This window comes from Amycolatopsis cynarae (genome assembly GCF_026802195.1).
Lineage (GTDB): Bacteria > Actinomycetota > Actinomycetes > Mycobacteriales > Pseudonocardiaceae > Amycolatopsis_E > Amycolatopsis_E rhizosphaerae.
The window spans coordinates 4,927,949-4,942,107 of the sequence record NZ_CP113836.1 but is presented as its reverse complement, the minus strand read 5'-3'; the positions used below and the strand labels follow the sequence as shown (position 1 = coordinate 4,942,107).

The window sequence follows — 14,159 nt, the reverse complement described above, 5'->3', positions numbered from 1 at the left end:
ATGGCAGGTCAGACTCCTTCCCAGGCAGGCCTCGATTCCGCCCTCACCGAGGCACTGGTCGGCACCCGGCGCTTCTTCACCAGGGCGGAGGTCTCCGCGGACCGGCGCAGCCTGTACCGGACCGGGGGACGGCAGGCGGACGCCTTCTACCGCGACCGCTGGAGCCACGACAAGGTCGTGCGCTCCACCCACGGCGTGAACTGCACCGGTTCGTGCTCCTGGAAGGTCTACGTCAAGGACGGGATCATCACCTGGGAGGCGCAGCAGACCGACTACCCGTCGGTGGGCCCGGACCGGCCGGAGTACGAGCCGCGCGGATGCCCGCGGGGCGCGGCGTTTTCCTGGTACACCTACTCGCCCACCCGGGTGCGCTACCCCTACGTCCGGGGCGTGCTGCTGCAGGCCTACCGCGAAGCCAAGGCCCGCACGGGGGATCCGGTGGCGGCCTGGGCGGCCGTGGTGTCGGATCGCGACACCGCGCGGCGCTACAAGTCGGCGCGCGGCAAGGGCGGCCTGGTCCGGGCGAGCTGGGCCGAGGCGGTGGAGATGGTCGCGGCGGCGCACGTGCACACCATCCGCGCCTACGGCCCGGACCGGCTCGCCGGGTTCTCGCCCATCCCGGCCATGTCGATGGTTTCGCACGCGGCGGGTGCGCGGTTCTATTCGCTGCTGGGCGGCGTGATGCTGTCCTTCTACGACTGGTACGCCGATCTTCCCGTCGCCTCACCGCAGGTCTTCGGCGACCAGACGGACGTGCCGGAGTCGGCGGACTGGTGGGACGCGGGCTACCTGGTGATGTGGGGTTCCAACCTGCCGGTGACCCGCACCCCCGACGCGCACTGGATGGCCGAAGCCCGGTACCGGGGGCAGAAGGTCGTCGCGGTTTCCCCGGACTACGCCGACAACGTGAAGTTCGCCGACGAATGGCTCGCCCCCCAGCCGGGCACGGATGGCGCACTCGCGATGGCGATGGGGCACGTGATCCTCACCGAGTTCTTCGTGCGGCGGGAAGCGCCCGCCTTCGGCGACTACGTCAAGCGCTACACCGACTTGCCCTTCCTGGTGCGGCTCGAAGAGCGCGGAGACGGTTACGTGCCGGGGAAGTTCCTCACCGCCGAGGACCTCGGCGAGCAGACCGAGAACGCGGCGTTCAAGACGGTGCTGCTGGATTCCGCCACCGGGAGGCCGGTGGTGCCCGGTGGATCGCTCGGCTTCCGCTACGGCGAAGACGGCGAAGGGAAATGGAACCTCGATCTCGGCGAGCTCGATCCTCTGCTGTCGGTGTGGTCGCCCGAGGGCGGCGAGGCGGCCGAGGTGCGGCTTGCCCGGTTCGACACGCCGGACGGTTCGGCGAGCGTGCTGCGGCGCGGAGTCCCGGTGCGGCGCCTCGGCGAGCACGTGGTCACCACGGTGTTCGACCTGCTGCTGGCCCAGTACGGGGTCTTCCGCGACGGGATGCCGGGGCAGTGGCCCTCCGGCTACGACGATCCGTCCCAGCCGTACACCCCGGCCTGGCAGGAGACCGTGACCGGGGTACCCGCGGCCAAGGCGGCCCGCATCGGGCGCGAGTTCGCGGAGAACGCGGAGGCCTCCGGTGGCCGGTCGATGATCATCATGGGGGCGGGAACGAACCACTGGTTCCATTCCGACACGATCTACCGGGCCTTCCTGACCCTGACCATGCTCACCGGGTGCCAGGGCGTGAACGGGGGTGGCTGGGCCCACTACGTCGGGCAGGAGAAAGTCCGCCCGCTCACCGGGTACACGATGCTGGCCACCGCGTCGGACTGGGTGCGGCCCGCCCGGCAGATGATCCAGACCGCCTACTGGTACCTGCACGCCGACCAGTTCCGCTACGACCAGTTCGGTGCCGACGCGCTCGCGGCGGGCGAGCCCGGGCAGCTGGCCGGGCGGACCATCGCCGACGTGCTCGCCCTGTCGGCGCGGCTGGGCTGGATGCCCTCGTACCCGACCTTCGACCGCAATCCCCTGGATCTCGCCGACGAGGCGGGCAACCGGCCGATCGGCGAGTACGTCGCCGATCAACTGAAGGCCGGCAGACTGCGTTTCGCGGGCGAGGACCCTGACGCGCCGGAGAACTTCCCCCGGGTGCTGACGGTGTGGCGCGCGAACCTGCTCGGCTCCTCGGCCAAGGGGGACGAGTACTTCCTCGAGCACCTGCTGGGCACCGATTCCTCGCTGCGCGCGGAACAGGCACCGCCGGGCAGGCGGCCGAGCGAAGTGACCTGGCGCGAGAAGGCTCCGACCGGGAAGCTCGATCTGCTGCTGACGCTGGATTTCCGGATGACCAGCACCACCGTCTTCTCCGACATCGTGCTCCCGGCCGCGACCTGGTACGAAAAGCACGATCTGAGCAGCACCGACATGCACCCGTTCGTCCACTCCTTCAACCCCGCCATCGACCCGCCGTGGCAGACCAGGACCGACTGGCAGGCCTTCAACGCCATCGCTTCGGTGTTCAGCAGGCTGGCCGCCACGCATCTGGGGGTGCGCCGGGACGTGGTCGCGGCCCCGCTGCTGCACGACACCCCCGACGAACTGGCCACGCCGCACGGGCGGGTGGCCGACTGGCGGGCGGGGGAGTGCGAACCCGTTCCCGGCCGCACCATGCCGAAGCTCACCATCGTGGAACGCGACTACCCGGCGGTGGCGGCGAGGATGATCGCGCTGGGGCCGCTCGCCGAGACGATGGGGGCCACCACCAAGGGCGTCGCCTACGACCTGAGCGGCGCCGTGGAGTACCTGCAGCGCAAGAACGGCACGGTGCGCGGGGGCCCGGCCGCGGGACGGCCGTCGCTGGCTCGCGACGTGCAGGCCTGCGAGATGATCCTCGCACTGTCGGGCACCACGAATGGGCATTTGTCGACTCAGGGATTCCGTTCGCTGGAACGGCGCACCGGGATGGCGCTGGCGGACCTCGCCGCGGAGCACGAGGGCGAGCAGATCACCTTCGCCCAGACGCAGTCGGCGCCGGTGCCGGTGATCACCTCCCCGGAGTGGTCCGGCGCGGAGACCGGCGGACGGCGGTATTCGCCGTTCACCGTAAACGTCGAACGCCTGAAGCCGTGGCACACCCTCACCGGGCGGCAGCACTTCTTCCTGGACCACGACTGGATGGCCGAACTGGGCGAGGGACTGCCGGTGTTCCGGCCCCCGTTGCACATGGATGTCCTCTTCGGCGAGCCGAAGGTGGGCGAACGGGGCGAACTCGGGGTGAGTGTCCGGTACCTGACCCCGCATTCGAAATGGTCGATCCACTCCGAGTACCAGGACAACCTGTTCATGCTCAGCCTCTCCCGGGGCGGCCCCACGATCTGGCTGTCCCCGCAGGACGCCGGGAAGATCGGCGTGCGGGACAACGACTGGATCGAGGCGGTCAACCGCAACGGGGTGGTGGTGGCCCGCGCGGTGGTTTCGCACCGGATGCCCGAGGGCACCGTCTACATGCATCACGCGCAGGACCGGCTCGTCGACGTCCCGCGCAGCGAAACCAGCGGCAGGCGGGGCGGGATCCACAACTCGCTGACCCGGCTGCTGATCAAACCGAGCCATCTCATCGGCGGCTACGCGCAACTGTCCTTCGCGTTCAACTACCTGGGCCCGACCGGCAACCAGCGCGACGAGGTGACGGTGATCCGCCGGCGCGGCCAGGAGGTGACCTACTGATGAGGGTCATGGCCCAGATGGCGATGGTGATGAACCTCGACAAGTGCATCGGCTGCCACACCTGCTCGGTCACCTGCAAACAGGCGTGGACCAACCGCGGCGGGGTGGAATACGTCTGGTTCAACAACGTGGAAACCCGGCCTGGGCAAGGGTATCCGCGCACCTACGAGGACCAGGAGCGGTGGCGCGGCGGCTGGAAGCTCAACCGCCGCGGCCGGCTGACGCTCAAGGCGGGCGGCAGGCTGCGCAAGCTGCTGACCATCTTCTCCAACCCCAAGCTGCCCAGTATCGACGACTACTACGAGCCCTGGACCTACGACTACGACAACCTCACCAGCGCGCCGCTGTCCGAGCACACCCCGGTCGCCCGGCCCCGGTCGCTGATCAGCGGCGAGCACATGAAGATCTCGTGGTCGGCGAACTGGGACGACGACCTCGGCGGCGCGCCCGAACAGGCGCGCAAGGATCCGCTGCTCGCCGGGATCGAGGACAAGGTCCGGTTCGAGTTCGAGCGGACCTTCATGTTCTACCTGCCGCGGATCTGCGAGCACTGCCTCAACCCCTCGTGCGTGGCCTCCTGCCCTTCCGGGGCGATCTACAAGCGCAGCGAGGACGGCATCGTGCTGGTGGACCAGGACCGCTGCCGCGGCTGGCGGTTCTGCGTGTCGGGTTGCCCGTACAAGAAGGTCTACTTCAACCACCGCACCGGCAAGGCCGAGAAGTGCACGTTCTGCTTCCCCCGGGTGGAGGTCGGCATACCCACGGTCTGTGCCGAGACCTGTGTCGGCAGGCTGCGCTACATCGGGCTGGTGCTCTACGACGCCGACCGGGTGCTCGAAGCGGCGTCCACAAAGGACGAACAGGGACTCTGCGAGGCGCAGCGTCGCGTCTTCCTCGACCCGCAAGATCCCGGGGTGATCAGGGAGGCGGAGCTCGCGGGCATTCCGGACGACTGGATCGAGGCGGCACAACGGTCCCCGGTGTACCGGCTGATCGAGGACTACCGGCTCGCCCTGCCGCTGCACCCGGAATACCGCACGCTGCCGATGGTCTGGTACATCCCGCCACTGTCCCCGGTGGTGGACGTGGTCCGGGACACCGGGCACGACGCCGAGGAACACGGGAACCTCTTCGCCGCGATCGAGGCACTGCGCATCCCCGTCGAGTACCTGGCGAAGCTGTTCACCGCGGGCGACCCGGCGCCGGTGGAGGCGGTGCTGCGGCGGCTGGCGGCGATGCGCTCGTACCTGCGCGACATCAACCTCGGCCGCGAACCCCGGGAGGAGATCCCGGCCAAGGTCGGCATGACGGGCGAGGAGATCTACGAAATGTACCGCCTGCTGGCCCTGGCCAAGTACGACGAGCGTTACGTCATCCCCACCGCCCACGCAGAGCAGGCGCACGGGCTGGAGGAACTGGCCACCGAATGCAGCCTCGACTACGACGGCGGCCCGGGCATGCTCGGCTCCGGGCCGTTCGGGGAGAGTTCCGGGGGAGCGTCGCCGATCGCGGTGGAGAACTTCCGCATGCTGCACACGCGGCAGAGGGCCGACACGGTGGCCGCACCGGTGGACAAGCGGCACCGGGTCAACCTGCTCAACTGGGACGGCAAGGGTCTGCCGGAGGGCCTGTTCCCGCCCCGCCGGGAGGACGAGGAGGGCACCGGCTCGTCCCGGCGCGGACACCCGGAGCCGCGATCATGAGCGGCGGCAGGACCGGTGGCAGGAACGGCACCGAGGTGGAACCGGCGGTGGCCTGGCAGGCGCAGTCCCTGCTGGTGGACTATCCGCACCCGGAACTGTTCGAGCACGTGCCGCTGCTGCGCGAGGTCGCCGCCGGGCTCGCCGAACCGGTCGGCGAACCGCTGCAGCGGTTTCTGGACCATCTCGAGGGCACCCCCGCGATGGAACTGCAATCCCAGTACGTGGCCACGTTCGACCACCGCAAGCTCGGCAGCCTCTACCTCACCTACTACACCTGCGGGGACACCAGGAAACGCGGCATGGCCCTGCTGCGGTTCCTGAACGCCTACCGTCGCGCCGAGCTCGATCTGGGCGAGGGGGAACTGCCCGACCACCTCGCGGTCGTGCTGGAGTTCGCCGCGACCGTCGATCCCGAGGCGGGCAGGCGGCTGCTGTGCGAGCACCGCGCGGGCCTGGAACTGCTGCGCCGCGGCCTGCACGAGATCCGGTCCCCGTGGGCGCACGTGCTGGACTCGGTGTCGGCGACCCTGCCCGCGCTCCGCGGTCCCGACCACGAGGCGATCGCCCGGCTGATCCAGCAGGGCCCGCCCGAAGAGGAGGTCGGGCTCGATCCGTTCCATGCCGCCGACCACCTGTTCCGGGGGGTGAACCGATGAGCGTGGCCGACGCCCTGCTGTGGATCGCGGTGCCGTACGTGTCCATCGCGATCTTCGTGCTCGGGCACTACTGGCGCTACCACTACGACAAGTTCGGCTGGACCACCCGGTCGTCCCAGCTTTACGAGAACCGGCTGCTGCGGCTGGGCAGCCCGCTGTTCCACTTCGGCATCCTCGTCGTCGCGGTCGGCCACGTGGTCGGGCTGCTCATCCCGAAGGCGTGGACCGAGGCGGCAGGCATCGGCGAGACCGCCTACCACGCCGGGGCGGTCGCGCTGGGCACCGTCGCCGGGGCGTGCACGCTGGGCGGGGCGGCGATCCTCATCTACCGCCGCCGCACGGTCGGCCCGGTCTTCTCCGCCACCACCCGCAACGACAAGCTCATGTACGTGCTGCTGATCGGCACCATCGTGCTCGGGCTGGGCACCACGGTGCTGGGCAACCTGACCGGCCACCCGCACGACTACCGCGAGACGGTCGCGCCGTGGTTCCGTTCGATCTTCGCCCTCCAGCCCGACACGGCCCTGATCAAGCGGGCGCCGTGGGGTTTCCAGGCGCATGTCCTGGCCGCCTGGGTGCTGTTCGCGTTCTGGCCGTTCAGCCGCCTGGTTCACGTATTCTCGATGCCGCTCGGTTACCTGACCCGCCCGTACATCGTCTACCGGAGCCGGGACCACCAACTGGGCACCCGGATCCCCCGCCGAGGATGGGAGCGCCTGCCATGACCAGGATCCAGGGACACGTCCCGCACCACGCCGTGGTGAACCTGACCGCGCTGGCCGCCGAACTGCTGGAGGAGGCCCGCAAACATCCGGCGCGGCGCACCGCGCGCACGGTGGCCGCGTCCACCTCGCAGCGGGCCACCCTGATCGTGGCGCTGGACGGTGCCGAACTCGCCGAGCACGACGCCCCGGCCGCGGCCACCCTGCACGTGCTCTCCGGCCGCGTGCGGCTGCGCACCGCGGACCACGAGTGGGACATCGAGGAGGGTGAGCTGTTCCCGGTGCCGCCCGAGCGGCACGGCGTGGTCGCGCTCGCCGACGCGGTCTTCCTCCTCACGGTCGCCCTGCGCTGAGGATGATCGGCCCGCGCACGGGGTAACCCCGAGGGCGGAGGGTGCGGCGGCCATGCCGTACCGGAGGAGGTGGCACATGCGGGCCGATGCCTCGATCGGCAGTGAGCAGGTACCGGGGACGTCCCGCGTCCGGCGGTGCGAGGTGTGCGGGGCGGACATCCCGCCGGAACGGGAGATGACCGTGCTCGTCCCGGATTCGTCCGTGGTGGATCCGGTCGATTCCAGCCGGGACGGCCAGCGGATGGTCACCGTGTGTTCGGCGGCGGAGGTCCCCGGCCTGATCGCGGCCGGGCGGGCCGCCTGGCGTGACGAGCAGCTGTGGCTGGGCCGGCTCGCCAAGGCGAGCAGCGAGCCCGGGGCGGCCGGAATGGATCTGCGGCAGGTGGCGCGGCGGGCGTTCCTCGGCGACGAGCAGTTGCGGCTGGCGGTGGAGTGGAACCGCGCGCAGGCGGTGCCGATGACCGAACTGCCCGGCGGCCAGCCGCTGCCGGTGCGCTAGAGGTCCTTTGTCGAAGTAATCCGCCTCAGCTCACGGGGGCGCACCAGAACAGGCGGGTGCCGCCCCCGTTCACACCGTTTTCCAGCCGCTGCACGGTGAACACGCCGCCCGCCTGCTCGGCCCGCTCCCGCAGGTTGTGCAGCCCGCTGGTGGCGACCGTGTCCGGGATGCCGACGCCGTTGTCAGTGATGTCGATGGCGAAATCGTCTTCGACCGAGATGGTGATGGTGACCGCGCTGGCGTGCGCGTGCCGGACCACGTTGCTGACGGCCTCCCGTACCACCGCCTCGGCGTGTTCGGCGAGCGCGGGCGAGACGACACCGAGCGCGCCGGACATCCGCACCGTGGTGTGCACGTCGGTGTCCGTGGTGAGTTCGGCGATGATGTCGTGCAGGCGCTTGCGCAGCTTCGTGGTGCCTTCCAGGCCGCCGTGCAGGTCGAAGATCGCACTGCGGATGTCGCTGATGATCTGCTGCACGTCCTCGACCGTGTTGCCGATCCGGCGCTGCGTCTCCGGCGAGCGGCTGCGCATGGCGGTGCTCTGCAGTGACAGGCCCAGGGCGAACAGCCGCTGGATGACGTGGTCGTGCAGATCGCGGGCGATGCGGTCACGATCGGCCAGCACGTCCAGTTCGTGCAGGCGCCGCTGGTCCTGGGCCAGGCGCAGGGCAAGCGCGGCGTGGTCGGCGAATGAGGCGGCCAGGGGGAGCTGACCGGCGTCGAACCGCTCGGCGCCGGCCTTGCGCACGGCGACCAGCACCCCGGACACCGAATCCACCGACGCACGCAGCGGCAGCACCAGCGCGGGGCCGAACGGCTCGCCCAGGCCGGTGCCCAGATCGTCCCCGGCCATGGCAAGGCGGCGCGGAGTGGCGTCACGGAACGCCTCGCCGCATACGGTGCCCTCCACGGCGATGCTCCGGCCGGTGAGTTCGCCCGCGTCCAGCCCGGGGTCCAGGCCGGCGCTCGCGGTGACGGTGAGGGCCCGCACCTCCGCGGCGGTGAGGTCGGGATCCTCGGGCTGGGCGAGGAACGCGCAGTCCGCGCCGGTGAGGGCGAGCGCCCGGTTGGCGACCAGGTGCAGCACGTCGGCCGGGTCGGTGGCGGCCAGCAGTTCGGCCCGGATGTCGCTGGTCGCCTCCTGCCAGCGCTGCCGCAACCGCGTGTCCTCGTACAGGCGGGCGTTCTCCACCGCGATCCCGGCCGCGGCGGCCAGCGCCTGCACGACCACTTCGTCGTCCTCGGTGAATGGCTGACCGGAAATCTTTTCGGTGAGGTAAAGATTGCCGAAAACCTTGCCCCGCACCAGGATCGGCACACCGAGGAAGGTGTGCATCGGCGGGTGGTGCGGCGGGAAGCCCGACGAGGACACGTGCTGGGACAGGTCTTCCAACCGGAGCGGTTTCGGCTGCTGGATCAGCAGTCCCAGCAGACCGTGCCCTTGCGGCAGCGGCCCGATCTTGCGGCGGGTCTGCTCGTCGATGCCCTCGTAGACGAACTCGGCCAGGCCCTCGCCATCGGCGTTGAGCACTCCCAAGGCCCCGTAGCGGCAGTCCATGAGCTCGATGGCGGCGTGCACGATCCGGCGCAGGGTGGAGTCGAGCTCCAGGCTCGACGCCACGGCCAGCATCGCTTCCAGCAACCCGTCCAACTGGTCGCGGGTGTTGCTCAGCTGCTCGATCCGGTCCCGGACCTCACTGAGAAGTTCACGGAGCCGCAGCTGCGACAGGGTGCCTTTCAACGACGGCGTGGCATCGGCCCGTGTGCGTTCGAACTCGGGCATGCTTCCAGCGTCGCACCGAGAGCGGCCCTCGGCCAGTCAAACAGCCCGGTCACTGGGTGGAACGCGTGTCCCCGCAGGAATGCCACGGCCGGACCGGGGTACCCCGCCCTTTTCCGGGAACGGAGGAGGCACGGTGGTACGCGGGGCCGAAGGGGCCATCGTGGTGGGAGTCGACGGTTCCGCCGGCGCCGCACTGGCGGTGCGCTGGGCGGCGGCGGAGGCGGGCGCCCGCGACCTCCCGCTGCACCTGCTGTTCGCGGCGGGCTGGGTCGGTGGCGGGTACGGCGGCGGGCTGCCCGTCCCGCAGAGCTACTTCGACGATCTCGACCAGGCAGGCAAAACCCTGCTGGCGGAAGCGAAAAGGGCCGCGCGCGAGGTCAGCCCCGGAGTCGCGGTGACCCACTCGATGCCGTTCGAACCGCCCGTTCCACCGCTGGTCGACGCGTCGGGAAGGGCGCGCATGCTGGTGCTGGGAGCCACCGGCAGGACCGGTTTCGCCGGACGGCTCGCCGGGGCCACCGCCGTCGCGGTCGCCGCCCGCGCCCTCTGTCCCGTCGTGATCGTGCGGCCGCGGACCGACGGCCTGCCCGTACCCGCGAACGCCCCCGTGGTGGTGGGAGTGGACTGCAGCCACGTGAGTGACCGAGCGGTGGCCGTGGCCTTCGAGGAGGCGTCGTGGCGGCGAGTGCCGCTGATCGCGGTGCACGCCTTCAGCGACGCCGACGCCGGACTACTGCTGCCTGAACCGGACCGCGGCTGGGGCACGGTCTCGCAGCAGCAGGAGCGCCTGCTCGCGGAGAACCTGGCCGGGTGGCGGGAGGAGTACCCGGAGGTCCAACTGGAACCGGTGGCGGTGCGCGACCAGCCCCGCGCCGAACTCCTCGCGCGCAGTGAGGCGGCGCAACTTCTCGTGGTCGGCAGCCGGGGACGCGGCGGGGTGACCGGCCTGCTGCTCGGCTCGACCAGCCAGGCACTCATCCACCACGCACAGTGCCCGGTGCTCGTGGTCCGCGCCGCCGCACCCGCGCCGTGAAGGGCCCCCGGACCTTGCCGCGCGAGTCCCACCCTCGTTCTCCGGCGCTCGTGTTCCACGCTCGTGCGCTTCTGTCCCACGTTCGGTCCGGTGAACAGGGCAACGGGCCTTTGCCGGGATCCTGCGTTCTTTCCTGTGAGGGGTCCCCTCACGGCCGTATCGACCGTAAACCGGTCCGGCCGCTTCAGTTCAGTGGTGCGGTCCAGGAGATGCGGGTGCCGCCACCGTCCGCGTTTTCCACGGTGCAGGCACCGCCCGCGTCGGCGGCCCGCCGGCTCAGGTTGTGCAGGCCGCTGCGCGCCACCGTCTCCGGGATGCCCACGCCGTCGTCGGTGACGTCGATCGTGACCATGTCCCCGACGTAGACGTTCACCGTCACCGTGCTCGCGCGGGCGTGCCGGACCACATTGGACAGTGCCTCCCGGAGCACGGCTTCGGCGTGCTCGCCCAGGCCCGGCGACAGCACGCCGATCGGGCCCGCCATGCGGATCGTGGTCTGCAGCGCGGTGTCGCCGGTGATCTCGGCGATGATCTCGCCGAGCCGTTTGCGCAACCCCGTGCCGCCCTGCAGCCCGCCGTGCAGATCGAAGACCGCGGTCCGGATCTCCGACACGATGCTCTGCACGTCCTCGATCAGCTCACCCAGCCGCCGCTGCACCTCCGGCACGCGGGTGCGGGCCTTGGCGCTCTGCAGTCGCAGCCCGTGGGCGAACAGCCGTTGCACGACCTGGTCGTGCAGGTCGCGGGCGATGCGGTCGCGGTCCTCCAGCACTTCGAACTCGTAGAGCCGGCGCTGGTCCTCCGCGCGCTTGAGGGCGATCGCGGCCTGGTCGGCGAACGACGCCGCAAGCGACAGTGCGCTGCGCCGGAACGGCTCCCGGCCGGGTCGCCGCACTGCGACCAGCACGCCCGACACCGACTCCGCCGACGCCCGCAGCGGAAGAGCCATCGCGGGTCCGAACTCTTCGTCCAGCCCGGCGGACACGTCGTACACCAGCCGGTCGGCGATCTTCGGTGTGGCTTCGCGATACGCGGCCCCGCAGGTGGAGCCTTCGATGGGGATCGCGCGGCCGTCGAGCGTGCCGCCCCGCAGTCCGGTGCACGCGCTGACGACGAGTGTGGACACCTCTTCGGCGGGCAACTCCGGATCCTCGGGGCGGGCGAGGAAGGCGTAGTCGGAACCGGTGAGCGTGAGCACGCGGTGCGCGATGAGGCTGAGCACGTCGCCGGGGTCGGCGGTGGCCAGCAGTTCGGCCCGCACCTCGCTGGTGGCCTCCTGCCAGCGCTGCTGCAGCCGGGCTTCCTCGAACAGGCGGGCGTTCTCGACCGCGATACCGGCGGCCGCGGCCAGCGCCTGGACGATGACCTCGTCGTCGTCGGTGAACGGCCCGCCGGTCTTCTCCGTGAGGTAGAGATTGCCGAACACCTCGTCCCGGACACGGACGGGCACGCCAAGGAAGCTGTGCATCGGCGGGTGGTTCGCCGGGAAGCCCGAGGACGCCGGGTGGTGCGAAAGTTCGTCCAGCCGCAGCGGTTTCGGCTGCTCGATGAGCAGCCCGAGCAGGCCGTGGCCGGTCGGCAGGGCACCGATCTCCCGGCGGGCCTGTTCGTCGATGCCCTCGTAGACGAACTGCGCGAGCCCGGCACCGTCGGCGTCCAGCACGCCCAGCGCCCCATAGCGGCAGTCGACCAGTTCGATGGCGGCCTGGACGATGCGCCGCAGTGTCGTGTCGAGTTCGAGGCCCGAGGAGACCGCGAGCATGGCTTCCAGCAGGCCGTCCAGGTGGTCGCGGACGTCGGCCATCTGCTCGAGGCTGTCTTGGACCTCCCGGAGCAGTTCCCGCAGGCGCAGTTGCGACAGGGTGCCGCGGACCGAAGGTGGGGTCTTCTCGGCCTTCACCACGACTTTTTCGACGGACACCGCGCTCCCCTCTCCGCCGAGAAACATACCAACGGGTCGAGTGATCGGCACAGTGCTGGGGCAGGTGATGTGGCGGAGATGGCTGTGCCGCTGCGTAATCGTTCGGTGACCCGAAGATCGTGCCCGGAGGATTAGGCCCTCACCGGTACCGACGACGGTCCCTCGCGACGACTACGTGTGGCCCTGCCGGGAAAGGAGGTCCGGCGAGGAGTCTGGAACAGGGGAAACCGCACGTGTTCTTGGAGGAACGATGAAGGACCCACAGCCGCTGCCGGTGCCGGAATGCCGCAGGCTGCTGGCACAGTGCCCCCTCGGGCGGCTGATCTTCACCGAAGGCGCGATGCCGACCGCCCGGCCGGTGAACTTCTTCGTCCACCACAACGACATCGTGGTCCGGGCGGCACGCGACGGCATCCTCGCCGGTCTCGACGAGCAGGTCGTCGCGCTGGAGATCGACAGCCTCGACTCCGGGAGCGAAGCCGGCTGGAGCGTGGTGGCGGTCGGGAAGGCGGAACTGGTGCGCGATCCGGAGCGGCTCGCCCTCTACACCGATCCCCATCAGCGGCCTTGGGTGCAGGGGGAGGAGAGCGTGGTCCTGCGGATCCCGATCAAGATCGTCACCGGACGGCGCCTCTCGTCGGCCGTGTGCGCCGTCGGCTGACCCGTGTGAGCGAAGAGCCCCGGCACGGCGCCCGTCGCTGCCGCACCATCGATGGGGAGAAGAACCGGGAGGCGCCGTGAAAGCGTTGCGGCTGAACGCATGGAAGAGCGATCCGGAGCTGACGGAGGTGGCCGAACCCAAGCCGGGCCCGGGCCAGGTGGTGGTCCGGATCGGAGGTGCCGGGGCCTGCCATTCGGATCTGCACCTGATGCGCGAGTTCGACACGGGCACGATGCCGTGGAACCCCCCGTTCACGCTCGGGCACGAGAACGCGGGCTGGGTGCACGCGCTGGGCGGGGGTGTCCGGGGACCGGAGATCGGGCAGCCGGTCGCGGTCTTCGGACCGTGGGGCTGCGGAACCTGCGCACGGTGTCTCGCCGGTGCCGATGCGTACTGCGAAAACCTGGCTGCCGCCCCGGCGGGCGGGATGGGCGGCGGAGGTCTCGGTCTGGACGGGGGTATGGCCGAGTACCTGCTCGTCCCCGCGGTCCGGCATCTGGTGCCGTTGCCGGACGGGCTCGAACCGGTGACCGCCGCCCCGCTCACCGATGCCGCCCTCACCCCGTATCACGCGGTGCGCCGCTCGTGGCCCAAACTGACGCCGGACGCCACGGCCGTGGTGATCGGCATCGGCGGACTCGGCCACTTGGCCGTGCAGATCCTCAAGGCCACCACGGCGGCCCGTGTGGTCGCGGTGGACAGCCGGGCCGCCGCGCTCGGGCTCGCCGAGCGCGGCGGGGCCGATCACACCGTGCAGGCCGGGGAGGGAGCCGCGGAGGAGATCCGCGAATTCACCGGAGGGCGCGGCGCCGACGTGATCCTCGACTGCGTGGGCAACGACGAGACGCTGGCGCTCGGGGTGGCCGCGGCCCGCATCCTGGGCGATCTCACCATCATCGGCCTCGGTGGCGGCACGCTGCCGATGTCGTTCTTCGGACAGCCTTACGAACTGTCGGTGCAGACGACGTTGTGGGGCACCCGCCCCGAGTTGCTCGAGGTCCTGGACCTGGCTTCGCGCGGGCTGGTGCGTACCGCGTTGACCACCTTCCCGCTCGAACAGGCCATGACGGCGTACCGGCGCCTTGAATCCGGGGAACTGACCGGGCGTGCCGTGGTCGTGCCGGGCGCGGGCTGACCGCCG

Annotated in this window: 11 protein-coding genes; 9 read left to right on the top strand and 2 right to left on the bottom strand. The window is 70.6% G+C overall.

Going from position 1 to position 14,159, the window contains the following annotated elements:
* From ORV05_RS23565 to ORV05_RS23540, 6 genes are all read left to right on the top strand, one after another.
* Positions 1-3,687: a nitrate reductase subunit alpha gene (locus ORV05_RS23565; protein WP_268754201.1), complete on the top strand. Its 3,687-nt coding sequence runs from the start codon at positions 1-3 to the stop codon at positions 3,685-3,687.
* A complete protein-coding gene (narH, locus tag ORV05_RS23560) occupies positions 3,687-5,390 on the top strand; it encodes a nitrate reductase subunit beta (RefSeq protein WP_268754200.1) in 1,704 nt (567 codons plus the stop codon). Before ORV05_RS23565 ends, narH begins: the two co-directional genes overlap by 1 nt.
* Positions 5,387-6,046, top strand: coding sequence for a nitrate reductase molybdenum cofactor assembly chaperone (narJ, locus tag ORV05_RS23555; RefSeq protein ID WP_268754199.1), 660 nt, complete (start codon positions 5,387-5,389; stop codon positions 6,044-6,046). The genes narH and narJ overlap by 4 nt, the downstream gene beginning before the upstream one ends.
* Positions 6,043-6,771 (top strand): respiratory nitrate reductase subunit gamma, encoded by a 729-nt coding sequence (narI, locus tag ORV05_RS23550; protein WP_268754198.1) that lies wholly within the window; start codon positions 6,043-6,045, stop codon positions 6,769-6,771. Before narJ ends, narI begins: the two co-directional genes overlap by 4 nt.
* Entirely contained in the window at positions 6,768-7,121 is a 354-nt protein-coding gene (locus ORV05_RS23545) for a cupin domain-containing protein (RefSeq protein ID WP_268754197.1), read from the top strand. Before narI ends, ORV05_RS23545 begins: the two co-directional genes overlap by 4 nt.
* 76 nt (positions 7,122-7,197) lie before the next feature.
* A complete protein-coding gene (locus tag ORV05_RS23540) occupies positions 7,198-7,620 on the top strand; it encodes a hypothetical protein (RefSeq protein ID WP_268754196.1) in 423 nt (140 codons plus the stop codon).
* A 25-nt stretch (positions 7,621-7,645) separates the two neighbouring features.
* On the opposite strand, the gene ORV05_RS23535 is transcribed toward ORV05_RS23540, so the two are convergent.
* On the bottom strand, positions 7,646-9,403 hold the full coding sequence (locus ORV05_RS23535) for a sensor histidine kinase (protein ID WP_268754195.1): 1,758 nt from the start codon (positions 9,401-9,403) through the stop codon (positions 7,646-7,648).
* Positions 9,404-9,536: 133 nt separating this feature from the next.
* On the opposite strand from ORV05_RS23535, the gene ORV05_RS23530 reads away from it, so the two are divergent.
* Positions 9,537-10,436 (top strand): universal stress protein, encoded by a 900-nt coding sequence (locus ORV05_RS23530; protein WP_268754194.1) that lies wholly within the window; start codon positions 9,537-9,539, stop codon positions 10,434-10,436.
* A gap of 184 nt (positions 10,437-10,620) precedes the next feature.
* Here ORV05_RS23530 and ORV05_RS23525 read toward each other — a convergent pair whose 3' ends face one another.
* Positions 10,621-12,384 (bottom strand): sensor histidine kinase, encoded by a 1,764-nt coding sequence (locus ORV05_RS23525; protein ID WP_407652536.1) that lies wholly within the window; start codon positions 12,382-12,384, stop codon positions 10,621-10,623.
* 223 nt (positions 12,385-12,607) lie between these two features.
* Here ORV05_RS23525 and ORV05_RS23520 point away from each other — a divergent pair, with 223 nt between their 5' ends.
* Both ORV05_RS23520 and ORV05_RS23515 read left to right on the top strand, forming a co-directional pair.
* Positions 12,608-13,018 carry a pyridoxamine 5'-phosphate oxidase family protein gene (locus tag ORV05_RS23520; protein WP_268754193.1) on the top strand — a complete coding sequence of 137 codons (411 nt, stop codon included), beginning with the start codon at positions 12,608-12,610 and terminating at the stop codon, positions 13,016-13,018.
* 76 nt (positions 13,019-13,094) lie between these two features.
* On the top strand, positions 13,095-14,153 hold the full coding sequence (locus tag ORV05_RS23515; protein ID WP_144588478.1) for an NAD(P)-dependent alcohol dehydrogenase: 1,059 nt from the start codon (positions 13,095-13,097) through the stop codon (positions 14,151-14,153).
* The last annotated feature ends 6 nt before the right edge of the window (positions 14,154-14,159 follow it).